We start from the raw sequence: 20,285 nt of genomic DNA, 5'->3' as shown, positions 1-20,285 counted from the left end.
CGCCGCAAATCCTCGGTGAGGCTCGGAATGAACTCGACGCTGCCGGGACGCCGGAACTGCTCATAGGCGGATTCCTTGCGGTAGGTAGTCACTTCATAATGCCCCTGCTCTGTAACGACAGTGACGGTGCCGTGCTGCAGACCGGTCGGCAGCGTCCGGGGGAATAACGCCATCACCTGCTCCGGCAGCGCCGAGGTAGCGATATCGACATCGGTCACGTCATCGCCTAGCAGCAGATCGCGCACGCAGCCGCCGACGAACACAGCCTCATACTCGCGATTGAGCGCGTCCAGGATCGGCAACGCCATCCGCATCAGTTCATTTCCGATCATGGACTCCCCTCCATTCCTTACTCGTAACAGGCAGTCACCGGGACAGGCGCTTCCAGCCCCAGCACGCGGTAGTAGATTTGCTCATACTCCGAAGTGATGCGGTCGTTGCAGAAGCGCGTGCGAGCCCGATCCAGACAAGCCTCGCGGAACCGCTCGTACAGCTGCGGGTCCTGTAGCAGCCGGATGCTGTTGGCCGCCATCGACGCCGTATCGCCGATCGGCGACAGATATCCCGTCTCCCCGTCGGTCACCAGCTCGGGGATGCCCCCTGCCTGCGAGCCGATCGTCGGCACCCCGCAGGCCATCGCCTCCAGCGCCACCAGCCCGAAGCTCTCCTTCTCCGAAGGCAGCAGCATCAGATCGGCGAGCGAGATCACCTGAGCGACGTCGTCCTGCTTGCCCATATAATGGACGCTCTCTGCCAGCCCCATCTCCTCCACCTTGCACTGGATGCGCGTCAGATCCGGACCTTCGCCGACGAGCAGCAGCTTCGCCGGCATCGTCTCGCGGACCCGGGCGAAGATATCGATCACGTCGCCCACCCGCTTCACCGGGCGGAAGTTGGAGATATGCATGAGGATCTTCTCCTCTGGCCGCGCGTAGTCGGCCCGCAGCGAACGGATATCGCGCGGATAATAGATCCGCTTGTCGACGAAGTTGTACGTCAGATCGATCGGCTGCGTAATATCGAGGAGCTCCCGCGTCTCCTTGATCAGATCGCCCGACACGGCCGTCACCGCATCGCTCTGCAGGATGCCGAGCCGAATCATATCCTTGAGCGATTCGTCCTGGGCGAGCACGGTAATATCGGTGCCGTGCAGCGTCGTGACCGTCTTCAGCCCGTTGCCCATCATCTGCTTGGCCAGGAAGGCGCAGATCGCATGCGGCACCGCATAGTGAACATGCAGCAAATCGAGCTTCTGCATCTTCGCGACCTGCGCCATCTTGCTGGCGAGCGACAGATCATAGGGCGGATAGCGGAATACGTAATAATCATTCACTTCGACTTCGTGATAGTAGATATTTTTGCGGAATTTGCCGAGCCGAAACGGGATGCTATGCGTTATAAAATGAATCTCGTGGCCCCGTTCGGCCAGCAGCTTGCCAAGCTCTGTCGCTACGACACCCGAGCCTCCCAAGGTAGGATAGCAAGTAATGCCGATTTTGAGCGGCTTCGCCATTACGTATGACACCTCATTTTTTTGCCGGCTTCTTTCGCCGTCTAATGATTGCTCTTATATATATTGGCGCAGCCTAGAATAAATGAATCGGATGCGGTCGCTTCACGGCGAAGCCTTCGGCGAACGTCCAGCCGCGCTGTGCGCCAAGCAGCCGATCTCGCGCTTCGACGTTGTCTACGTAAGCTCCGGTAAGCGGCGTCGCTACACGGTCCTCTCCCGCAGCCGCGCTGTCGAACTGCGAGCGGTAGCAGCGCAGCGCCTGCCGCTTCTGCTCGTACTGCTCGCTGACGTCGACCATCAGGCCGACCGACTCGACATCGTTAATATAATAGAAGATCAATTGCTCTACCGTCACCGGCGCCAGTGACGGCAAGTAGCGGCGCAGCTTGGCGTTGAAGACGGCTTGCTCGATCAGGGCGCTGCACGCCACATGATCCGGATGCCGGTCCTTCCAGTACGGCGCGAACACGATACGCGGACGATGCTTGCGGATCTCGGCCGTCACCGCCGCGAGCTGCTGCGGCGAGCCGTCGAGCCCCCGGTCCGGCAAGGCCAGCGTGCTCCTCGCGGATAGACCAAGCACCGCGGAGGCTGCTGCAGCTTCCTGCTGCCGCAGCTCCACGGTGCCATTGGACGACATCTCCGCCTGCGTCAGATCGCAGATGCCGACCCGACTGCCGGCCTCTATCTGCTTGGCGATCGTGCCGGCCATGCCGATCTCGACATCGTCGGGATGCGCGCCGAACGCGAGGATGTCCAGCTCTGCGGCCGTCACGACAGCTCCTCGCCGGGCTTGTACTTGTGGACAAGCTCCCGCCATGCGAAGTCCCCGCGCTGCAGCGCTTTGACCAGCAGCTCGGCGGTAGCGACATTGGTCGCTACCGGTATCCCCTGCACGTCGCATAGCCGCAGGAGGGCGATAATATCCGGTTCGTGAGGCTGCGCCATCAACGGATCGCGCAGGAAGATGATCAGATCCATCTCATTTTGCGCAACCATCGCGCCGATCTGCTGGTCGCCGCCCAGCGGCCCCGACATGAAGCGGTGAATCTTCAACGACGTCTGCTCCATGATACGCGTGCCAGTCGTACCCGTCGAGTATAACGTATGATTTTGCTTAAATACCGGTTCGTATGCAATGACGAAGTTTACCATTTCTTCTTTCTTGCGGTCATGCGCGATAAATGCGATGTTCATCTGCTTCTCTCCCCTGTCCGCTTCCCTGGTCGTCCGTTCAATTAGTCCAGCAAGTGCTCGAAGCCATAGATCATGCCGGTGTAGCCGAGCACTTTTTTGACGGCCACGTTGACGCCCGGCATGTACCCTGCACGCTCATAAGAGTCGTGGCGGATCTTCAACGTCTGCCCATTGCCGCCGAAGATAACCTCTTGCTGGGCAAAAACGCCCGGCAGACGCACGCTATGAATGCGGAAGCCGTTGTAGTAGCCGCCCCTTGAACCTTCGATAATCTCTTCTTCCTTCGGATTGCCCTGCCGCAGCTCCTCCCGCGTCTGAGCGATCATCTCGGCGGTTTTGATCGACGTGCCGGATGGCGCATCGAGCTTCTGATCGCCATGATATTCGATAATCTCGACATGAGGCATATATTTGGCCGCTTCCGCGGCGAATTTCATCATAAGCAGCGCGCCGATCGAGAAGTTAGGCGCGATCAGACCGCCGATCCCGGCGTCCTGGCACAGCTTGTCCAACTCTTCGATCTGCTCCGGCGAGAAGCCGGTTGTCCCAACGACTGGACGAACACCACACGTGATCGCGGTCACAGTGTTGCTATAAGCCGCCTGCGGGATTGTGAAGTCGACGAGCACCTGGGCGCCCGATTCGCGCAGCGCAGACTCAAGATCGTTGCTCACGATTACGCCGCATGCCGGCTTGCCCACGAGCGAGCCGGCATCGATCGGGCCCGCGGACGGATCGACCGCGGCCGCCAGGGTCAACGCTTCATCTTCCAATACCATTTTGACGACTTCGCGGCCCATACGGCCGCCTGCTCCGGTTACTGCTACTTTGATTGCTTCTGACATGACTCGATCACCTGTTCCTTCTCCGTATTGGCCTCCCTGCGCGAGACAGGGCGGTTCGATTCTTTCGTCTGTATTCGGCATACAGCCTGCGTCCGGGATCATGCTGTGGATCAAGCGCGAGCAGGCGCCTCATACAGGCTGCCGCCTCGGCATATCTCGCCCCCTCGGCCAATGCCGCGCCGAGCAGCAGATAGGCATCCGCTTGCAGCGGATCCAGCTCGAGCGCTTGCTCCAGGAGCCCGATCGCTTCGTCCAGCGGCTGCGGGTCCAGCTCCAGCCGTTGTGCCGCATCCAGCGCCAGCATACGAGCGCTGACCGTGTCCAGATGGTATCTGTACTCCTGCTGATCTCCATCGAGCCGGACCGCTTCCTCCGCATGATGCTTTGCCTTGCTCCATTTGGCGCTGCGAGCGCATGTGAGCGAGCAGCGGTAATGATAGTCTGCGCGCTCGGGGGCCGCAGCGATCGCCTGCTCGAACCACGACTCCGCTTGTTCGAAGTCTCCGCCCAGGATCGATTCGTAAGCTTTTTTGATCGCTTCGTCGCCGTTCATCTGCATCCCTCCTTATCGTACAGAAGTGATACAGCATATGTTCGGCGACGGCTTACGGTTCGTCTTTTCTCGTCCAGCGGGCGGCGTCCCTCGTGTTGAACTTGTGCATGACCTTGTCATGCGCCTCTGTCAGATCTATGCCAAGCGAGTTGGCAAAGCAAGCGAGGATGAACAAAATATCGCCGAGCTCCATCTCGATGGAGTTGTCGGCTTCCTCGCGCTTCTTCGGCTTCTCGCCGTAACTGTGATTTACTTCTCTGGCCAGTTCTCCGACTTCCTCGCTCATCCGCGCCAGCATCGCCAGCGGGCTGAAGTAGCCTTCCTTGAACTGCGAGATATAATCGTCGACTTCCTTCTGGATCATCGCCAGCGATTTCTCGGACATCGGTTCCCCTCTGCTTTCCTCAGGCAGTATCACTCCATATGTTAACGTAAAGCTTGCTTGAAGACAATAGTGCTTCAAACGTGGATGCAAGGCGCATACTAAGCGAGACTATAACCGGACCTAGAACAAAGAGAGGACGTTGGATGTTATGCTTCATCGAATTGCAGCTGCCTTTGGCACCGCTGTGGCCATTATATGCGGGACAGCAGTCTATGCGTTCGGCCTGCATGTATTTATTTTGCCGAACCAATTGATGGAGGGCGGCGTCACAGGCATTTCGCTCCTGCTCAACTATGCCTTCGGGTGGCGTTTGTCGCTGTCCACGCTGCTGCTCAACCTTCCTTTGTTCGCGCTGGGCATCTATGCGCTGGGCTGGCGTCAGATGATCTATACGATTATTGGCGTGCTCTCGCTCTCCGGCTCGCTCGCTGTAATGGAGCACGGAATCGCTGCAGGATGGCTTGCAACGTTCGCTACGTCTACCGATTATATGCTCGCCTCGCTCTATGCCGGCGTGACGATCGGGCTCGGGCTCGGCATCGTCTTCCGTTTCGGCGGTACGACAGGCGGCGCCGACATCATCGCCCGCATCGTCTCGGCGAGACTAGGCTGGAGCATGGGACAGATCATCCTTGTGCTTGACACGCTCATCATCTCGCTCTCGCTGCTCTACATTCCGATGGAGAAGGTGCTGTATACGCTCGTCGCTGTCTTCATAGGCTCCAAGCTGATCGATTATGTGCAGGAGGGCGCCTATGCGGCACGCGCCTTCACCGTCATCACCTCACAAGGGACCACGGTCGCAGCGGCCATCGGCAGCGGGCTGGAGCGCGGCGCTACGCTGCTGCCAGCCGTAGGCGCCTTCACTGGACAGAGTCGGGAAATGGTTTATTGCGTCGTCGCTCGCCACGAGATTCGCAAGATGAAGCGACTTGTCCGAGAAACTGATCCGACTGCTTTTATCGTCATCCACGACGTGCATGATGTGGTCGGCGAAGGTTTCCGGCCAGGCTAAAGGGCGACCAGCGCTGAAACGCACAGAAGCCTGAGCGCGCATATCCGCGTTCAGGCCCTTTGCTAGCAAGAGTCGCTCCCCCTCACGACCCCGTGTAGCGATTGCGATCATAGATATACCGTTGCCAGCCGGCATAGAGCAGCACAGCGACGATCAGCACGCCGAGCAGGAAGATGAAGCGCAGCGGCATCTTGCCTCTGTCGATGAAGATGACGGGATCAGGCACGCTGTCGACCGGCCGCTCGAAGAGGCGATCCACAGTATCGGAGAGCGCATGGATCGATCTCGACACCGAGGTGTACCGGCGTTGGTCTCGCTCGGCCTGCTCGAGCTGCGAAGTTATATAATGTAACGACATCTCCAGCGCATGCACCTGTCCGGACTGCTGTTGGAGGAGTGCTGCCGCCTCGATCATCCGATAATGCTCTCGCATCCCGCGCGCGACGGCAAGCGCCGCTGTCGCATAGTCCTCCGTCTGACGATGCCACGCCTTATTGAGTCGGCTGATGTCGTCCCGGATGACCGGATAGTAGGAGCGCCAGGCTGCCTCAGCTCCGCCGCTCAGCGCATCGAAGGCAAGCGACAGACGAGCGCTCGCAAGTCTCACCTCATAGACGCTGCCCCGCCCTTGCAGACGCGTCGTCAGCTCGCTCAGGACGTTATCGACCTCCTGCCAGCCCTCGGCTTGTCCGACCGCTCTCAGCTGCGGATCCGCCGCCTTCTGTCTGAGCCGCTGCACTTGTTGATAGACGAGCTGCCGGTTGCCCTCTGCGGCCGACCGATAGAGCGCCTGGGCCGCTTCCGACAGCTGGTCGGGGCTCGCCGCCGGGGCCGTCGCCCGGGACTCGGCTGATGTAAAGATCGTCACCCCTGTGATGGCTGCGACCATGATGGCCGTCCACATGATCCATCCCAGACCTTGCCTTCTCATAGGACATCCCCCCATATCATCCTATGGGGGGATCGGAGCGATTATGACAGGGACTGGGTTGGGGTTCCTCCCGCCCTGCTCCTGTGCGCAATGAGCAGGAAGATCCAAGCGAGCAGGATGCTGGCGATCGACAGACCAATCGTGAACATCTGGATCGCCGGCAGATCATCCTGCAACACCTTGGGCAGCCACGGGAAGATGCCATAGGTATAATCGAGCGTATCGTTGAGCAGCAGCCAGCCCCCTGCCGCGAGCAGCGCTACGCGACCAAAGGTCATGAATCGTACATAAAGCAGCGCCTCGAACGCCATCCCGAGATGCGAGAGGACGAGCATCCAATCCTGCCAACCGAGCGCATTGCCTTGCGCATAACCTGCGAAGATCATCGCCACTGCCCAGACGCCATACTTGACCGAGGTGGCGACAGCCAGCGCCTCGATCAGCATCCGCAGTCCGCGAGCCAGACGCGATGGCCGCTTCGGCGGGTAGAGCAGATAGAGCAGCGCGATCGTGAAGAAGAGGCTGGCTGTCGGACTGTCGGGCACAAACACGAGCTGCCAGAGCGGATGATTGGCTGCCGTATAGACGAGCTGATTGCCATACCACATATACCCGTAGATCGTACCAAGCAGATTGACGATGAAGATCAGCCACAGGAAAGGGCGACTCGTCAGCAGCGCCCGGCTCCAAAAAAATGATATCGACACCTCGCACGCTCCTCTGTAAAAGAAGAACCTGACCGCAGTTGCGAGTCAGGTTCATGCATCGTATTATTCGCCAGCCTCTGCCTTCTGCTTGGCGAGCCAAGCAGCGATCTGCTCGATCTCTTCGGCAGAATGCTTGTCGGCCTGCGCCGGCATGGCGCCTCGACCGTTGGTGATGATATCAGCGATCTCTTCCTGCGAGAGATGGTCGCCGACGCCGCGCAGCGATGGAATGCTGCCCTGGCCTTTCATGTCGGTACCGTGACACTGCAGACAAGTAGCTGCGAGCTCCATCGCCGGATCGTCGGCATCGACGATCGGCACTTCGGCTGCGCCAGCCTGCTGAATCGGATTCGGCCGTGGCTTGCCAGCCTCGAACGCCTGTCTTGCCTTCTCGGCACGATCGATATGCTCTGGCGTTACATGATTGATCTCCAGCTGATGCTGGTAGTGATCCCAAGAAACCTTGGTCAAGTATACGCAAGCGAGGACAGACAAAATCATCAAGGAAGCTGCAATCGGACGCTTGTAAAAGCGGCGTTCCTTGCCCGTATCGAGAAACGGTGCGAGCAGGAGCGCTCCGAACGCTACGCCCGGTATGCCCATCGTACCGAGCACGACATAGTCGCCGGATACGTACGGGTATTTAAGTAATTGATACAGGAACAGGAAGTACCAGTCCGGCATCGGGATAAAGCTGGCATTCGTCGGGTCGGCTGGATAGCCGAGCGGCGCCGGATGCGCAATCGTCAGCACGAGGAATCCGACCAGCGCAACTACACCGACCATCCATTCTTTCAACAGAAAGTTAGGGATGAATGCCTCGGACTTCCCAGGAAAAGCAGTGTAATCGACTGGCGTATTCGGCATCGTGCCCTTGCGGACGCGGGAATCGCCAACGTACACGACTTTTTCTGTGGATTTGTGGCCATGCGCCATGAGGAATCCTCCTTTCGTCTATAGTGGTCCGGAAATGCCTTGTCTGCGGATCATGATAAAGTGTGCCGCCAGCATCGCCAGCAGAGCGCCAGGCAGGAAGAAGACGTGAATCGCGAAGAATCGCGTCAGCGTCTGCGCGCCGACAATCTCGCCGCCCTGCATAAGCTCCTTCACATAGACGCCGATATAAGGGACAGACTCCGCAATCTGCATGCCGACCTTTGTTGCAAAGTAGGCTTTGTTATCCCAAGGCAGCAGGTAGCCGGTGAAGCCCAGACCGAGCATAATGAAGAAAATCAGCATGCCTACAACCCAGTTCATCTCACGCGGCGCTTTGTACGAACCGGTGAAGAAAACGCGCAGGGTATGCAGGAACATCATAACGATAACAAGACTTGCGCCCCAGTGATGCATACCGCGAACGATGGCGCCGAAGGCGACCTTGTGCTGCAGGTAGTCAACGCTTGCATAAGCATTGATGATATCCGGCACATAGTACATCGTCAGGAACATCCCGGAGAGGATCTGAATGATCGTGATAAAAAACGTCAGCCCGCCGAAGCAATACACGAAGGCGGAGAAGTGGTGGGCCGGATTGACGTGCTCAGGCACCTCATGATCCGCGACGTCCCTCCACATAGGCGTTATATCAAGACGATCGTCGATCCAGTTGTATATCCCTTTAAACATCTGATTCTACGCCCCCCTTATTAGACTCTTGTGTTTGCCTTCAGTGGACCGAGATATACGACGCCTTCCCGAATCTCGACCTCATACTCGTCGAGCGGACTCGGCGCAACCTTGAGGTTTTTGCCGTCTTGGTCATACTTCGCTTCATGACAAGGACAAAAGTATTGATTGTCGTTTTGCGAATTCCAGTTGATCGTACAGCCCAAATGCTTACAGATCGGAGACAGTGCGAAGATCTGGCCATCGGATCCTTTGGAGATCCAGGCGGTCAGCTCCGGCGTGCTCTCGTACCAACCGTCAACCTGGTTGATCTCAAAGCGGAACTCCTGCGGCTCGTCCGTTATGCTGCTCTCCTCGACGACCTTGACGAATGTCCCTTCCGCCTTTGGCATCAGCAGCGGGTCAACGGCAAAACGAATCATCGGCAGCACGGCTCCGACGCCCATAAATGCCGTGGCGCCACCGAGTGTATATGACAGAAACTGGCGTCGCGACATTTCCTTGCGACGGACAGGCTGATGCGCGGCCTCACGTTGACGCTCTTCATCTGGCATATGTGTGCGTTTCTTTTCTTCCATCTTCTGTTCTACCCCCCTTGGCAACCGTATCTTGTGTTCTGTTATGTAGACAAAACACAACGAACTAGGACATTACTTATAATAGCTCAGGTCCACATGAGCGTCAAGAATGAGCCGGTCGATTTAAGTCGATGTACAAAAATACACTCTGAATTTGTTGACGTTTTGTCACAATTGGCCTTCTCTGGAATATAGCTTCCCACGTAACAGCTGCTTTATACGTTTCTCATACGTTCCGAGGCCTGTCCGTCAGGAGGTCTGCGCGCGGCTTCGTGACCAATGTCCCATCACGACGTCGCGCACCTGCTGCGCAGCAGGCAGAGCGCCTTGCTCGTCAGGCATAAAGGTCAGGTCTGCCCCGGCCTCGTCAAGCGCGGTCAGCCGGACGCCGCTCGTCAGAATGACATGCTTGAATCCCGCTTCGCCCTCCTTGAGCGCGCGACAGAGTCGCGCCAGCTGCGGCAGGTCTTCGTCTCGCCAGTAATGATAAGCCGGATAGATGACGACGCGGCCCTTGAACGGCACCTCGACGAGATCGATCGCATCCGCCAGACGCTCCAGCGCCGCTGTCGTTGTCACCGGGTCCTCCCCGCCCGCCAGTCCGGTTACGGGCAGCAGACAAGTATCATAATAGATGCCGTTTTCCTGCCATTGCTCTTCTGTCATCTCGCTGAATTTCATGCTCTTTCCCCTGTCTGTTTTTCACCTATCGTATCATGAAGCCCCGCCTCAAGGCAAAAGGGCTTGCATGCGTTTTCTCGTCAAGAGATAACACATGCAAGCCCGGACGATGCGATGTGACTTGTTAATTCCGACTCAGCGATTTCCATTGCTCGGCGAGTCGGCGAAACGTATCCTTGTCCCCTGCCGCCAGCGCCTGATCGATCTCCTGCTGTATTCGCTCCTTATTGAAACGGTGGACGGCGTCGTCCAACACCATCTCAGCGGCAAGCCCCAGCATCGCCTCGTACGTGACTTTCATTCTGTCCATAGGATACATGCACCTCCAGACCGGGTTAAAGCCAAGCCAGATTGTTGTGTAGACAGCAGATGTTAGTTATATGCCGCTATACTCCTTGCCTTTGAGAACGTAGCTCTCCCATGTGGCCTTCATCCGCAACAGATCGGCTTCCGTCAACTCGCGGACCGGCTTGGCGGGAGAGCCGAGCGCCAGCGTGTACGGCGGGATGACCCGATGCTCCGTGACGATGGCTCCTGCTCCTATTAAAGCATATTCACCGATGTCCGCTCCGTTCAGTACGATAGCCCCCATGCCGATTAATGTACCCTTGCCTATGCTGCAGCCATGGATGATCGCAGCGTGACCGACGGACACCTCGTCCTCCAGCAGCAGCGGCTGCGACGTATTGACGTGACCGACGACCCCGTCCTGGATATTGCAGCGGCTGCCGATACGGATCGGCGCCAGGTCGCCCCGCAGCACGGCGTTAAACCAGACTGTGCTCTGCGCGCCGATCTCGATATCGCCTATCAGCTTGGCCCCTTCTGCGACATAGACTGAAGGGTCGATCTGCGGCAGCTTGCCTTGATAAGGGATAAGCAATGGGTAGACCTCCTTGGTAGCTCGAATGTGGAGGTCATTCTACCAGGCGCATCAACCGTTGTCAATTGCGACGGCCGACGGGGGGCGCAAGCTCGATGCGATCTTGGTCGGCGACATAGACGCCCGCGACGACCGCGTGCCCGACTGCCGTCATCCGCACGACTGAACCGCACTCGCGATGCTCGCCGATCCGCAGCAGTCCGAGATGCATCATCATCCCGAGTACGCGATTCTCCAGCACATCCACAGCGCTATCATAATAGAAGGGCTTGATATAAGGGAGCAGCTGTCCAGCCAGCGAAGCGGTCGTCACCCAGCGATCCGCCAGGTCATGCACCCAGTTCGCCAACGTCAAAATATTGGGCACCGCTCCCTTGTACAGCCTCAGCCAGAACCGATACAGCTCGGTGGGCTCAGGCAAGGCGCGGCTCGCCAGCATCGTCTCGCCCTGCGGCGAGATCCGCAGCTGCTGACCATCCTCCACGAGCAGCTGCTGATAAAACGCATAATCGTAGATGAAGGACAGCCGGTTCGGATAATCCTTCATCCGCCGCCCGTAGCCGAAGCGCCAGGCGCCGCGGGCCGGCGGCTCCTCGAGGATATGCATCGCCTCTAGCAGCTGCAGGATGCTGCGCTTGTACATGAACCCTTCGGCCGTGAGCGTCGGCTCATGCTGACGGACATAGCGGAGCAGCGTCAGCACATCCTCGGCCAGCAGTTGCTGCTCGTCTCGGAAGCCGTCCGGCTCGTCGATGTACAGCAGATGCTCGCGCATCGCCGTCGACATCTCGTCGCGGAATCGATCCCGGAGGTCTGTCGGGACGTGGAAGAGATACCGCGACGCCCCAGACACCCCGTTGAAGAGCCAGCCCGCCTGCTTGAACTTGACGATCGTCGAGCGTGGACCGGGCGGCGGCGCGGCCGCTTCCTTGCGTGTCTTCCGCTTGCCTGCCTTCGGCTGCTTGGTCGCACGCTTACGACCGGTCGCCGTCTCCGTCTCCTGTCCGCTGCTCGTCTCTTCGTCGAACCGTCCTTGCTGGACCCGGGCGACCAGCTCCTCCTGACTAAAAGCATATCGGCTATCGAATAACAGCGTGCTCAGAAATCGACGTTCCGAGAGCGATAATTCAGACAATTGCCGCTTGACGGCTTCTTTGCGCTGAATCGCCGCAAGGATCGATTGGATCAACTCGTTTTTGGAGTGCGTGTTGCATTGCAGCTGATATTGATCGGCGATCCGGTTCAACTGTTCGATGTCGGCATAGCCCAGCATCTCGGCGAGCTTCATCTTCATCCCTCCCTGGCGCTGTTACTACCAGTATAGGAAAAAAGCAAAATCTTAAACGTGTCCGCCGAAATCGCTCTGCAAGTGCAGCGCGCAATTATGAAGCAACGAAACCCATGCCCCCTCCTGCAGCTCGACAATGGAATACGACATATTGCAGATATAGCTGTCATCCAGACCGTCGCATAGCGAATGCAACAGCTGGTTCAGGAAGCTGCCATGCGAGACGACAAGCAGATTGCGCTGCGGCGCCTGCTCCCGCATATCGGCGATGAATGCCAATCCTCTGGCGGTCACGTCTGCATCCGACTCTTGTCCTTCATATGTCCGCCGCCAGTCCGGTCCCCATCGCGCCAGCCGCTCCTGCTCTGTCGTCCCTTCGATCTCGCCGAAGCCCCGTTCGCGCAGCCGGTGATCCGCTGGCAGCAGCGGTATGCCGAGCCGTGCAGAGATGATGCAAGCCGTCTCGCGAGCCCGTCTCAGATCGCTAGATATGATTGCGTCCCAACGCAGCTCATCTCCCGCCAGCCGAGCGGCCAGCATGCGCGCCTGGGCCGTGCCCTCCTCATTTAGCGGAATATCCGTCTGTCCCTGGATCTTGCCCTCTGCATTCCACGACGTCCTGCCATGGCGTATCCATCCCATCCTCACTTGGCAACCACCCCTTCTCTATCCTCTTTCATTGCGATAAAAAACCTCTATAAAATGAAAGACCTCCAGCACCATACGCTGGAGAGTCTTGTCATGTTCGTGTGCGCAGCAGCCAATTCATCGCCAGCAACGTCAGCAGCAGCGCCGCCACCGACATCGCGATTAGATAGGGCGATACGCTTGGCGTCATCTGCAGAAGGATCGGATCGCTGATGCTGGCCATCGGCACATGATCGTACAGAGCCGCGCTGACGGTCGTGGCGCCGCTGCCGTCGAGCACCCCGGGCATCTGGATGATCCCGGCTTGCGGAGGTGTCGACTCCGTGCCCGGCCACCATTGGGCAAATGCGGCAACGATCAGTATCATGCAGCAGGCCAGCACCGCTGCCCGCCGGCGCAGCTTGCCAGGCCGCATCCGACTCGGTCTGCGCTGGGGAGGCGCCAGGGGCTGCTCCTTGTAGATGCGCTCCATCACTTGCCGGTTCATCGCTTCGAGCTCGACCGCTCTTACTTGATGCTCCGAAGCAAGCGTACGGACGAGCAGCCGGCTCTCCTCCCACAGTCGAAATTCTTCCTTGCAGCAGACGCAGCCCGAGATATGTCGATCGACCGCCTGCCTGTCGGGATCATTGGTTGCGAGATCCCAGTACCATGCGAATTTTTCTTGCGCTTCTTCACATGTCATCTTATCTTCATCCCCTCGTACTCCACTATCGCACTTGTCTCGCCGAAATACGGCTCCAGCTGAGATTTCACACTCGCTCTTGCCCGAAACAGTAACGATTTGACGGAACTGACCGATTGCCCGAGAATCGCGGCGATCTCCTGGTACTCCAGTTGGTCATACTCTCGAAGGATAAGCGCGGAACGCTGTTTCTCGGGCAGATTATTGATAGCTTCCCTTACTAGCGACATCCGTTCGTTGAGCAGCATCTGCTGCTCGGGCACGGTCTCGATCGGCGCTACCGGTATGTATCCTGATTCATCCAGGGAGATGTTCCCCGACCTCTGCTTGCGGAGCTCGCTGAGCACGGTGTTGCGGGCGATCGTGTAGAGCCACGTCGAGAACGAAGCGTCCACCTCCCGGAACGAATGCAAGCTTCGATACGCTTTGTAAAACGTCTCCGAGCATAAGTCCTCGGCCATCGCCTCCATGCCGGCACTCTTCAGCATATGGTAGATGAAAGCCAGAATCTTGCGTTGATAACGACGCATCAAATCAGAATACAGCTGTATATTGCCATCCTTGATCTCGCGGATCAATTGGGAATCCAACATGTGGAGCGACCCTCCTTGGCCTTCGGAGTGATCATCCCGTGTTCGGATTGCTAGCTCGCGAGTATCCGCACATCCGCTCATGGCGGGATGATGTCTGAACGCTCACTATTACATAGTACCGAACCGGGAGAAAAAAGTTGCGGTGAATCGAAAAAAAACCAATCTATTATTAACCGATTTCCGTGGAATGGAAGCAAGAGGGTTCAGAAAAATAAAAAGACAGCTTTATTTTACCATACCAGGTCAAGGGTGGATTCCAAATCTTTTCTAAAGTTTTGACGGATGGAAGGCCGGACGAGTCGGCAGCACGCGATACTGCCGAGCACGAACTTCACAGGCTCAAGGAACATACGTATCGTTATCCAGCGAAAAATGAGCGTTTTGAGGGAAGTCAGGAACATGAGTATCGCTATTCTGCATGTACACCACCATTTCTCGCCTTTTTGCCGCATATAACGTTACCCATGTTCGCTAGCCCCTCCAAAACTGCCCAAATTGCCAAAATAGCGATATGTATGTTCCTTCGACCATAACGGGGACTTAAACGAAGATGGTGAGCCTCGGATGTGCAAGCACAGATTCGTTTCATCTCAAATGAGAACAAAAAAAAGACCACTTCGCAAAGTGGCCCATGCCTATTTTCGAGGCAAACAGTTGGATAGGAGTGGAGAGAAACCATACTGTACTTCTTATTATATGTATCCGTTTTCAATTTGTCAATAAGCGTTTTCATTTTTTGTGAAAAATAATTGGCGACCGTCCTAAACCTGTGACTGAGCCGCCATGAATCATATACAAGAAGGGGAACCTCAGGCTGACCTCAAAAGGCCGGAGAGGCACGGAATCGTTACTGGAGAAAAGCCTATGCTTCCGAAGTCGCTTTCTTTCAGAAAGCGTTTAAGCGTTCGCCTGAGAGCTTTTCGCAGAAAAGCTAGCTTCGAAAGCATACGCTGTCCCCGGATTTCAACCGCTAAAGCGGTGAATAATCAAGAAATCTGGGGACAACAGCGATCGGAAGAACGATACCGTGACCGTAGGCTTTGTTTTGAGGGCACCTGAAACCCCTATGAGCAGCGACTAGTCGTGAACGGCGTAGCCAAGCGACTCCAGCAGCTCGCGCGCCGCATCGAGGTCGGGCTGCTCGCGGAACGACAGCCTCAGGATGCCCGGCACGTCCTCCCTGCTCTCGATAATCCGCAGATTGCTCAGGTTGATCCGCTGGTCGCCGAGCAGCGTGGCGATCTTGCCGATGATGCCGGGATGGTCCGGGACGTCGACATAACACTCGAACAGAGAATGGATCATCCCCTTGCGCCGCTCCGGCAGCTGGTTGCGGAACGCTCCGGCGAGCCGGAAAGCCTCCTCGACGCCGTCGCCATCCTCGCGCTCCAGCAGCTCGACGAACTTGGCTGTCTCCAACTGCCAGTCCTGCAGCAGCTCCAGCAGCACCTGCTTGTTGTTGAGCAGGATGTCGCGCCAAACGACGGGCTCGCTCGCTGCGATCCGGGTAATGTCGCGGAAGCCGCCGGCCGCCAGCATGCCGTACAGATCGTTGCTCTGGTGATAGCCGCGGATTTGATTGACCAGCGCCACCGCGATAATATGCGGCAGATGGCTGATCGCGCCGACGATCTCGTCATGCAGCACGGGGTCAACGCTGACAATCTTGGCCTTGGTGTAGGTCAGGAGCGCCTGCAGTCGCGCCAGCGCCTCCGGCGGCGTCCCTGGCTCAGGAGTCAATACATAATAAGCATTCTCATACAGATGCGCCGTCGCCGCCTCGACGCCGGATCGCTCGGAGCCCGCCATCGGATGACCGCCGATGAAGATCGCCTCACCCAGCTGTAGCTGGCGTGCACAAGCGGCCACCGATGCCTTGGTGCTGCCGACATCGGTGATGATGCAGCCTGGCTTGAGCGGCAGCTTGCTCAGTTGCTCCACATATTCGGCGAGCGAGCCGACCGGTACGCAGAGGAAGATAAAGTCGGCCTCCGCTGCCGCTTCCTCCATGGAGGTCGTGGCATGGTCGACGACGCCGCGCTCGATGTACTTTGCTACTGACGACTCCCGCACCGAGTGCCCGACCACGTAGAGGTCGGGCTTGCCGCGGAAGCAGAGGGCCAGCGAGCCGCCCATCAGTCCGACGCCAAAAATCGCGATTTTGGTCATCGGCTATACTTGCACTGCCAGTTCCTGCAGCACTTCCTCCAGCGCCACAATGAACTTCTCGTTTTGTTCCGGGTTGCCTACTGTGATGCGGATATGCGTAGGGTAATAGGACCAGCGAGCCCGCGAGATGATGCCTCTGCGGAGCAGGCCGTCGAACACTTGCTGCGATGGATGCTTGGCGTCAAACATAATAAAGTTGCCGTTGGCCGGGAAGTAGCTCAAGCCAAGGCGATCGAACTCCCCGGTCAGGTAGCGAATCCCTGACGTGTTGCTCTCGCGACACATCTGAATAAATGAATCGTCGGCCAGTGCTGCGCGCGCAGCCGCCTGGGCAAAGCGTGTCGTATTAAACGGCTCGCGCACCTGATTGATCGAGCGGATGACGTCGGGGCTGCCGATGCCATAGCCGATGCGCAGCGAAGCGAGTCCGTAAATTTTGGAGAAGGTGCGCAACAATACCAGATTCGGGTACTGCTTCATGAGCGCCAGACCGTCCGGATAATCGGAGCCGTCGACATATTCACAGTACGCTTCATCGAGTACCACAAGTACGGAGTTCGGTACACGAGCCAGGAAGTCCGCTACTTCGTCATGGGTGACGATCGTGCCGGTCGGGTTGTTCGGGTTGCAGATCCAGACCGCCTTGGTCTTGTCGGTGACGCGGGCCAGCATCGCCTCCAGATCATGCTTGCCGTCCTTGAGCGGCACCTCGATCACGGTCGCGCTCTCGATCTCGGCATTGTGCTTGTACTGCGGGAACGTCTCGTCCGCCATGATCGTCTCGTCGCCAGGCACGAAGAACGCCCGGGCCAGCATCAGGATGACCTCGTCCGAGCCCGCGCCGAAGATCAGCTGCTCGGCGGAGACGCCAAGGCTCGCTGCCACATCCTGCGTCAGCGCCACGCTAGCGCCGTCCGGGTAGATGCTCGTATTGGAGAGCTCGGCAGTGATCGCCGCTTTGGCTTGCTCCGAGCAGCCGTACGGATTTTCATTGGAGGCGAGCTTGATGACTTCGGTCAGCCCGAGTTCGCGTTTGACGTCTTCGACAGGCTTGCCCGGCTGATAGACAGGCAAGTGAGTAATATTTTGTTTTGGCTTCAATTGGTTCACCTCATCGACAGTTGTACCGTCTATTGTCTCATAAGTTGACGAGGATTTAAACCTTCAGTTGCCGGACGAAGTCATAAATTTCACGCAAGCCTTCTTCGCGTCGCGAAGGGTCCTCGAGCAGCGGAATCGACTCCTCGATGCGGCGCACGATCGCGCTGCCGACGATGACGCCGTCCGCCTGGCCGGAGAAGCGCTCCACCTGCTCGCGACTGGAGATGCCGAAGCCGACAGCAATCGGCGTATCGGTCGCCGACCGCACCGTGCGCAGGAATTCGTCGATGCCGTCGTGGAAGTCGGCGCGCACGCCCGTAACGCCAAGTGACGATACGCAATAGACGAAGCCGCGAGCGTGCTCGGCGATCCGCTTCACCCGGTCATTGGACGTCGGCGCGACGAGTGGGATCAGATGAATGTCGGCGGCTTCGGCCATCGCCCGCACCTCGCCGTCTTCCTCGATCGGCAGATCGGGCAGGATGAGGCCGCTGATGCCATTGTCCTGCAGCAACTGGAAGAACCGATCCAGTCCGAGCCGCAGCACCGGATTGAAGTAAGAGAACAGAATAAACGGCAGCTTCACCCCGGCAGCCCGAGCAGCCGAGGCTACGCCAATGCAGTCCTCGACGGTAATCCGGTGACGGAGCGCCCGCCCCGATGCCCGCTGGATGACCGGTCCGTCAGCGAGCGGGTCCGAGTACGGGACGCCCAGCTCGATCATGTCTGCTCCCGCTTCCTCGAGCGTCTGGATGATCCGTACCGTTGTCTCGAGGTCGGGATCGCCGACGCTGATGAACGGGATGAGCGCCGTTTCCTTGCGCTCCTGCAGTTGCTGGAATGTCTCATCAATGCGATTCATGCGCGTTGCCTCCCAAGTAACCCATAATCGACTCTACGTCCTTGTCGCCGCGGCCGGACAGGTTGACGATGATCGTCTTATCGCGGCCAAGCGTCGGCGCCAGCTTCATCGTATGCGCGATCGCATGCGCCGACTCCAGCGCAGGGATGATGCCTTCCTTGCGGGAGAGCAGTTGCAGCGCCTCGAGCGCCTCCGCATCCGTCGCTGGCACATAGCTGGCGCGACCAGAGTCCTTCAGATACGAATGCTCGGGACCGATGCCCGGATAGTCGAGACCCGCCGAGATCGAGTGCGCCGGCAGCACCTGACCGTACTCGTCCTGCAGCACATAGCTCATCGAGCCCTGGAATACGCCGTGGCTGCCCTTGGTCATCGTCGCCGCATGCTCGTCCGTATCGACGCCCTTGCCCGCCGCTTCGACGCCGATCAACTGCACCGATTCGTCCTCGAGGAACGGGTAGAATATGCCGATCGCATTGCTGCCGCCGCCGACCGCTGCCACCACATAATCCGGCAGTCCGCCGTATTCCTCGAGCATCTGTGCGCGCGCCTCGTCCCCGATGATGCGCTGGAAGTCGCGTACGATCATCGGGTATGGATGCGGTCCGGTCACCGAGCCGAGGATATAGTACGTATCGTCGACATGGCTAACCCAGTAACGCAGCGTCTCGTTGCACGCATCCTTGAGCGTGCGCGTGCCGGAGGTGACCGGCACGACTTCGGCGCCCAGCAGATTCATCCGGAATACGTTGAGCTGCTGCCGCTTCGTGTCCTCCTCGCCCATGAACACCTTGCATTCGAGTCCGAGCAGCGCCGCTACCGTCGCCGAGGCGACACCGTGCTGACCTGCGCCGGTTTCGGCGATAATTTTCGTCTTGCCCATTCGTTTCGCGAGCACGCCCTGACCGATTGTGTTGTTGATCTTGTGCGCGCCGGTATGGTTCAGATCCTCCCGCTTCAGATAGATCTTGGCGCCGCCCAGATGCTCGGTCAGACGCTCCGCATAGTACAGCGAGGTCGGCCGACCCGAATATTTTTTCAGCCAATATCGAACCTCCGCCACGAACTCGGGGTCCTTCGCGTAATGCGCATAGGCTTCTTCCAGTTCAAACAAAGCATTCATTAACGTCTCCGGCACATAACGGCCGCCGAATGCGCCGTAACGTCCGTTGCTGTCTGGCATTTGTGTCATGCTTCCTTCACCCTTTCGATGAACTGCTTGATCAATCCGATATCCTTAACGCCATCCGTCTCTACGCCGCTGGACACATCGATGCCCCTCGGCGCATAGCTGCGGAGCAGCTCCTCTACATTGCCCGGATGCAGGCCGCCCGCCACATAGAGCGGCAGCCCCAGCTCCTGAGCGGCAGCAGCATAAGCCGGGATACGGTCCCACTGGAACGTCTGTCCGGTACCGCCGCCTGCCGTATCGATCAGTACCGCGTCGATCGCCCCTGCATAGGGCGCGAGCCGGACCACCGCATCCTCGTGCAGCTCGCCGACGGAGAGCACCTTCCATACATCGCGACCAAGCCGGTCGCGGACGTCCCGGCACAACTGCGGCGTCTCCTCCCCATGCAACTGGATGACATCAAGCGACGCCGTCGCCAGCGTCTCCTCCAGCTGCTCCAGCGTCGGGTCGACGAAGACGCCCACCGTCCGCGGCGCTTCTCCACGATGATTGCGCAAGCCGGCTACAGCGTCGATCAGCGCCTCTGCCTGCATCGGCGAGACCTGCCTGCGACTCTTGGCGAAGACGAAGCCGATCTCGTCGACGGCCAGCCCGTCCATCGCCCGGATCGTCTCCGCATCGCGCAGGCCGCAGATCTTCACCCGCACGCTCATACCCGCGCCGCCGGACCCATAATATGCTCGACGGCCTGCCCGACATCCGGCTGCCGCATGAACGACTCGCCGATCAGCACGCCGTGCGCGCCGATCCCCGCCAGATAAGCGATATCCTCCGGCGCCGCGATGCCGCTCTCGCTGATGATGGTCGCCGTCTTCGGCATCATGCCGATGAGA

General features: G+C 58.4%; 24 protein-coding genes and 2 pseudogenes. 1 reads left to right on the top strand and 25 read right to left on the bottom strand.

Annotation, left to right across the window (positions count from 1 at the left end; all coding sequences use genetic code 11):
• The 7 genes and pseudogenes from PA598K_RS05225 to PA598K_RS05195 form a co-directional block, all read right to left on the bottom strand.
• Positions 1-332: pseudogene (locus tag PA598K_RS05225) on the bottom strand (CCA tRNA nucleotidyltransferase); the annotation flags it as partial.
• A 17-nt stretch (positions 333-349) separates the two neighbouring features.
• Entirely contained in the window at positions 350-1,513 is a 1,164-nt protein-coding gene (gene bshA / locus PA598K_RS05220; protein ID WP_128655908.1) for an N-acetyl-alpha-D-glucosaminyl L-malate synthase BshA, read from the bottom strand.
• Between the two features lie 73 nt (positions 1,514-1,586).
• Positions 1,587-2,333, bottom strand: coding sequence for a bacillithiol biosynthesis deacetylase BshB1 (bshB1, locus tag PA598K_RS05215; RefSeq protein ID WP_128655907.1), 747 nt, complete (start codon positions 2,331-2,333; stop codon positions 1,587-1,589).
• A complete protein-coding gene (locus tag PA598K_RS05210) occupies positions 2,285-2,710 on the bottom strand; it encodes a methylglyoxal synthase (protein WP_128655906.1) in 426 nt (141 codons plus the stop codon). The genes bshB1 and PA598K_RS05210 overlap by 49 nt, the downstream gene beginning before the upstream one ends.
• A 41-nt stretch (positions 2,711-2,751) precedes the next feature.
• Positions 2,752-3,555: a 4-hydroxy-tetrahydrodipicolinate reductase gene (gene dapB, locus PA598K_RS05205; protein ID WP_128655905.1), complete on the bottom strand. Its 804-nt coding sequence runs from the start codon at positions 3,553-3,555 to the stop codon at positions 2,752-2,754.
• A 7-nt stretch (positions 3,556-3,562) separates the two neighbouring features.
• On the bottom strand, positions 3,563-4,108 hold the full coding sequence (locus tag PA598K_RS05200) for a tetratricopeptide repeat protein (protein ID WP_128655904.1): 546 nt from the start codon (positions 4,106-4,108) through the stop codon (positions 3,563-3,565).
• Positions 4,109-4,160: 52 nt separating this feature from the next.
• Complete coding sequence (locus tag PA598K_RS05195) at positions 4,161-4,493, bottom strand: nucleotide pyrophosphohydrolase (protein WP_128655903.1); 333 nt, start codon at positions 4,491-4,493, stop codon at positions 4,161-4,163.
• A 148-nt stretch (positions 4,494-4,641) separates the two neighbouring features.
• On the opposite strand from PA598K_RS05195, the gene PA598K_RS05190 reads away from it, so the two are divergent.
• Positions 4,642-5,508: a YitT family protein gene (locus PA598K_RS05190; RefSeq protein WP_128655902.1), complete on the top strand. Its 867-nt coding sequence runs from the start codon at positions 4,642-4,644 to the stop codon at positions 5,506-5,508.
• Positions 5,509-5,590: 82 nt separating this feature from the next.
• Here the strand turns inward: PA598K_RS05190 and PA598K_RS05185 are convergent, their stop codons facing one another.
• The 18 genes and pseudogenes from PA598K_RS05185 to PA598K_RS37725 form a co-directional block, all read right to left on the bottom strand.
• The gene (locus PA598K_RS05185; protein ID WP_185601581.1) at positions 5,591-6,439 is read right to left on the bottom strand and encodes a sporulation protein YpjB; all 849 of its coding nucleotides are present in this window, start codon (positions 6,437-6,439) and stop codon (positions 5,591-5,593) included.
• A 41-nt stretch (positions 6,440-6,480) separates the two neighbouring features.
• A complete protein-coding gene (locus tag PA598K_RS05180) occupies positions 6,481-7,146 on the bottom strand; it encodes a DUF1405 domain-containing protein (RefSeq protein ID WP_128655900.1) in 666 nt (221 codons plus the stop codon).
• A gap of 63 nt (positions 7,147-7,209) precedes the next feature.
• Positions 7,210-8,082, bottom strand: coding sequence for a menaquinol-cytochrome c reductase cytochrome b/c subunit (locus PA598K_RS05175; protein ID WP_128655899.1), 873 nt, complete (start codon positions 8,080-8,082; stop codon positions 7,210-7,212).
• A gap of 18 nt (positions 8,083-8,100) precedes the next feature.
• Positions 8,101-8,772, bottom strand: coding sequence for a menaquinol-cytochrome c reductase cytochrome b subunit (qcrB, locus tag PA598K_RS05170; protein ID WP_128655898.1), 672 nt, complete (start codon positions 8,770-8,772; stop codon positions 8,101-8,103).
• 20 nt (positions 8,773-8,792) lie between these two features.
• On the bottom strand, positions 8,793-9,350 hold the full coding sequence (locus tag PA598K_RS05165; RefSeq protein WP_305779353.1) for a ubiquinol-cytochrome c reductase iron-sulfur subunit: 558 nt from the start codon (positions 9,348-9,350) through the stop codon (positions 8,793-8,795).
• Between the two features lie 249 nt (positions 9,351-9,599).
• Entirely contained in the window at positions 9,600-10,031 is a 432-nt protein-coding gene (locus PA598K_RS05160; protein ID WP_128655897.1) for a DUF2487 family protein, read from the bottom strand.
• Between the two features lie 124 nt (positions 10,032-10,155).
• Complete coding sequence (locus PA598K_RS05155) at positions 10,156-10,341, bottom strand: IDEAL domain-containing protein (protein ID WP_128655896.1); 186 nt, start codon at positions 10,339-10,341, stop codon at positions 10,156-10,158.
• Between the two features lie 66 nt (positions 10,342-10,407).
• The gene (locus PA598K_RS05150) at positions 10,408-10,914 is read right to left on the bottom strand and encodes a gamma carbonic anhydrase family protein (RefSeq protein ID WP_128655895.1); all 507 of its coding nucleotides are present in this window, start codon (positions 10,912-10,914) and stop codon (positions 10,408-10,410) included.
• Between the two features lie 61 nt (positions 10,915-10,975).
• Entirely contained in the window at positions 10,976-12,202 is a 1,227-nt protein-coding gene (locus PA598K_RS05145; protein WP_128655894.1) for a hypothetical protein, read from the bottom strand.
• Positions 12,203-12,253: 51 nt separating this feature from the next.
• Positions 12,254-12,844, bottom strand: coding sequence for a histidine phosphatase family protein (locus tag PA598K_RS05140; protein ID WP_307719864.1), 591 nt, complete (start codon positions 12,842-12,844; stop codon positions 12,254-12,256).
• Between the two features lie 97 nt (positions 12,845-12,941).
• Positions 12,942-13,535 carry a hypothetical protein gene (locus PA598K_RS05135; protein WP_128655892.1) on the bottom strand — a complete coding sequence of 198 codons (594 nt, stop codon included), beginning with the start codon at positions 13,533-13,535 and terminating at the stop codon, positions 12,942-12,944.
• Positions 13,532-14,128: an RNA polymerase sigma factor gene (locus tag PA598K_RS05130; RefSeq protein WP_128655891.1), complete on the bottom strand. Its 597-nt coding sequence runs from the start codon at positions 14,126-14,128 to the stop codon at positions 13,532-13,534. Before PA598K_RS05130 ends, PA598K_RS05135 begins: the two co-directional genes overlap by 4 nt.
• 1,077 nt (positions 14,129-15,205) lie before the next feature.
• The gene (locus PA598K_RS05125) at positions 15,206-16,297 is read right to left on the bottom strand and encodes a prephenate dehydrogenase (RefSeq protein WP_128655890.1); all 1,092 of its coding nucleotides are present in this window, start codon (positions 16,295-16,297) and stop codon (positions 15,206-15,208) included.
• 3 nt (positions 16,298-16,300) lie between these two features.
• Positions 16,301-17,398 carry a histidinol-phosphate transaminase gene (hisC, locus tag PA598K_RS05120; protein ID WP_128655889.1) on the bottom strand — a complete coding sequence of 366 codons (1,098 nt, stop codon included), beginning with the start codon at positions 17,396-17,398 and terminating at the stop codon, positions 16,301-16,303.
• A 55-nt stretch (positions 17,399-17,453) separates the two neighbouring features.
• Complete coding sequence (trpA, locus tag PA598K_RS05115; RefSeq protein ID WP_128655888.1) at positions 17,454-18,260, bottom strand: tryptophan synthase subunit alpha; 807 nt, start codon at positions 18,258-18,260, stop codon at positions 17,454-17,456.
• Positions 18,247-19,452 (bottom strand): tryptophan synthase subunit beta, encoded by a 1,206-nt coding sequence (gene trpB, locus PA598K_RS05110; protein ID WP_128655887.1) that lies wholly within the window; start codon positions 19,450-19,452, stop codon positions 18,247-18,249. The genes trpA and trpB overlap by 14 nt, the downstream gene beginning before the upstream one ends.
• Positions 19,449-20,105: a phosphoribosylanthranilate isomerase gene (locus tag PA598K_RS05105; RefSeq protein WP_128655886.1), complete on the bottom strand. Its 657-nt coding sequence runs from the start codon at positions 20,103-20,105 to the stop codon at positions 19,449-19,451. Before PA598K_RS05105 ends, trpB begins: the two co-directional genes overlap by 4 nt.
• Positions 20,102-20,285: pseudogene (locus PA598K_RS37725) on the bottom strand (indole-3-glycerol phosphate synthase TrpC); the annotation flags it as partial. The pseudogene PA598K_RS37725 and the gene PA598K_RS05105, both read right to left, overlap by 4 nt.

This window comes from Paenibacillus sp. 598K (assembly GCF_003851045.1).
Lineage (GTDB): Bacteria > Bacillota > Bacilli > Paenibacillales > Paenibacillaceae > Paenibacillus_D.
The sequence above is the reverse complement of the archived record's forward strand: the minus strand, read 5'-3'. Positions and strand labels throughout refer to the sequence as shown.

Bases quoted from the DNA above. Each gene is read 5' to 3' on its own strand.
- dapB (WP_128655905.1), bottom strand. From the start codon at position 3,555: ATGTCAGAAGCAATCAAAGTAGCAGTAACCGGAGCAGGCGGCCGTATG.
- PA598K_RS05145 (WP_128655894.1), bottom strand. From the start codon at position 12,202: ATGAAGCTCGCCGAGATGCTGGGCTATGCCGACATCGAACAGTTGAAC.
- PA598K_RS05190 (WP_128655902.1), top strand. From the start codon at position 4,642: ATGCTTCATCGAATTGCAGCTGCCTTTGGCACCGCTGTGGCCATTATA.
- bshA (WP_128655908.1), bottom strand. From the start codon at position 1,513: ATGGCGAAGCCGCTCAAAATCGGCATTACTTGCTATCCTACCTTGGGA.
- PA598K_RS05105 (WP_128655886.1), bottom strand. From the start codon at position 20,105: ATGAGCGTGCGGGTGAAGATCTGCGGCCTGCGCGATGCGGAGACGATC.
- trpB (WP_128655887.1), bottom strand. From the start codon at position 19,452: ATGACACAAATGCCAGACAGCAACGGACGTTACGGCGCATTCGGCGGC.
- PA598K_RS05125 (WP_128655890.1), bottom strand. From the start codon at position 16,297: ATGACCAAAATCGCGATTTTTGGCGTCGGACTGATGGGCGGCTCGCTG.
- PA598K_RS05175 (WP_128655899.1), bottom strand. From the start codon at position 8,082: ATGGCGCATGGCCACAAATCCACAGAAAAAGTCGTGTACGTTGGCGAT.
- PA598K_RS05195 (WP_128655903.1), bottom strand. From the start codon at position 4,493: ATGTCCGAGAAATCGCTGGCGATGATCCAGAAGGAAGTCGACGATTAT.
- trpA (WP_128655888.1), bottom strand. From the start codon at position 18,260: ATGAATCGCATTGATGAGACATTCCAGCAACTGCAGGAGCGCAAGGAA.
- bshB1 (WP_128655907.1), bottom strand. From the start codon at position 2,333: ATGGCGGGAGCTTGTCCACAAGTACAAGCCCGGCGAGGAGCTGTCGTG.
- PA598K_RS05185 (WP_185601581.1), bottom strand. From the start codon at position 6,439: ATGAGAAGGCAAGGTCTGGGATGGATCATGTGGACGGCCATCATGGTC.
- PA598K_RS05210 (WP_128655906.1), bottom strand. From the start codon at position 2,710: ATGAACATCGCATTTATCGCGCATGACCGCAAGAAAGAAGAAATGGTA.
- PA598K_RS05140 (WP_307719864.1), bottom strand. From the start codon at position 12,844: ATGGGATGGATACGCCATGGCAGGACGTCGTGGAATGCAGAGGGCAAG.
- PA598K_RS05165 (WP_305779353.1), bottom strand. From the start codon at position 9,350: ATGGAAGAAAAGAAACGCACACATATGCCAGATGAAGAGCGTCAACGT.
- qcrB (WP_128655898.1), bottom strand. From the start codon at position 8,772: ATGTTTAAAGGGATATACAACTGGATCGACGATCGTCTTGATATAACG.
- PA598K_RS05155 (WP_128655896.1), bottom strand. From the start codon at position 10,341: ATGGACAGAATGAAAGTCACGTACGAGGCGATGCTGGGGCTTGCCGCT.
- PA598K_RS05130 (WP_128655891.1), bottom strand. From the start codon at position 14,128: ATGTTGGATTCCCAATTGATCCGCGAGATCAAGGATGGCAATATACAG.
- PA598K_RS05200 (WP_128655904.1), bottom strand. From the start codon at position 4,108: ATGAACGGCGACGAAGCGATCAAAAAAGCTTACGAATCGATCCTGGGC.
- PA598K_RS05160 (WP_128655897.1), bottom strand. From the start codon at position 10,031: ATGAAATTCAGCGAGATGACAGAAGAGCAATGGCAGGAAAACGGCATC.
- PA598K_RS05135 (WP_128655892.1), bottom strand. From the start codon at position 13,535: ATGACATGTGAAGAAGCGCAAGAAAAATTCGCATGGTACTGGGATCTC.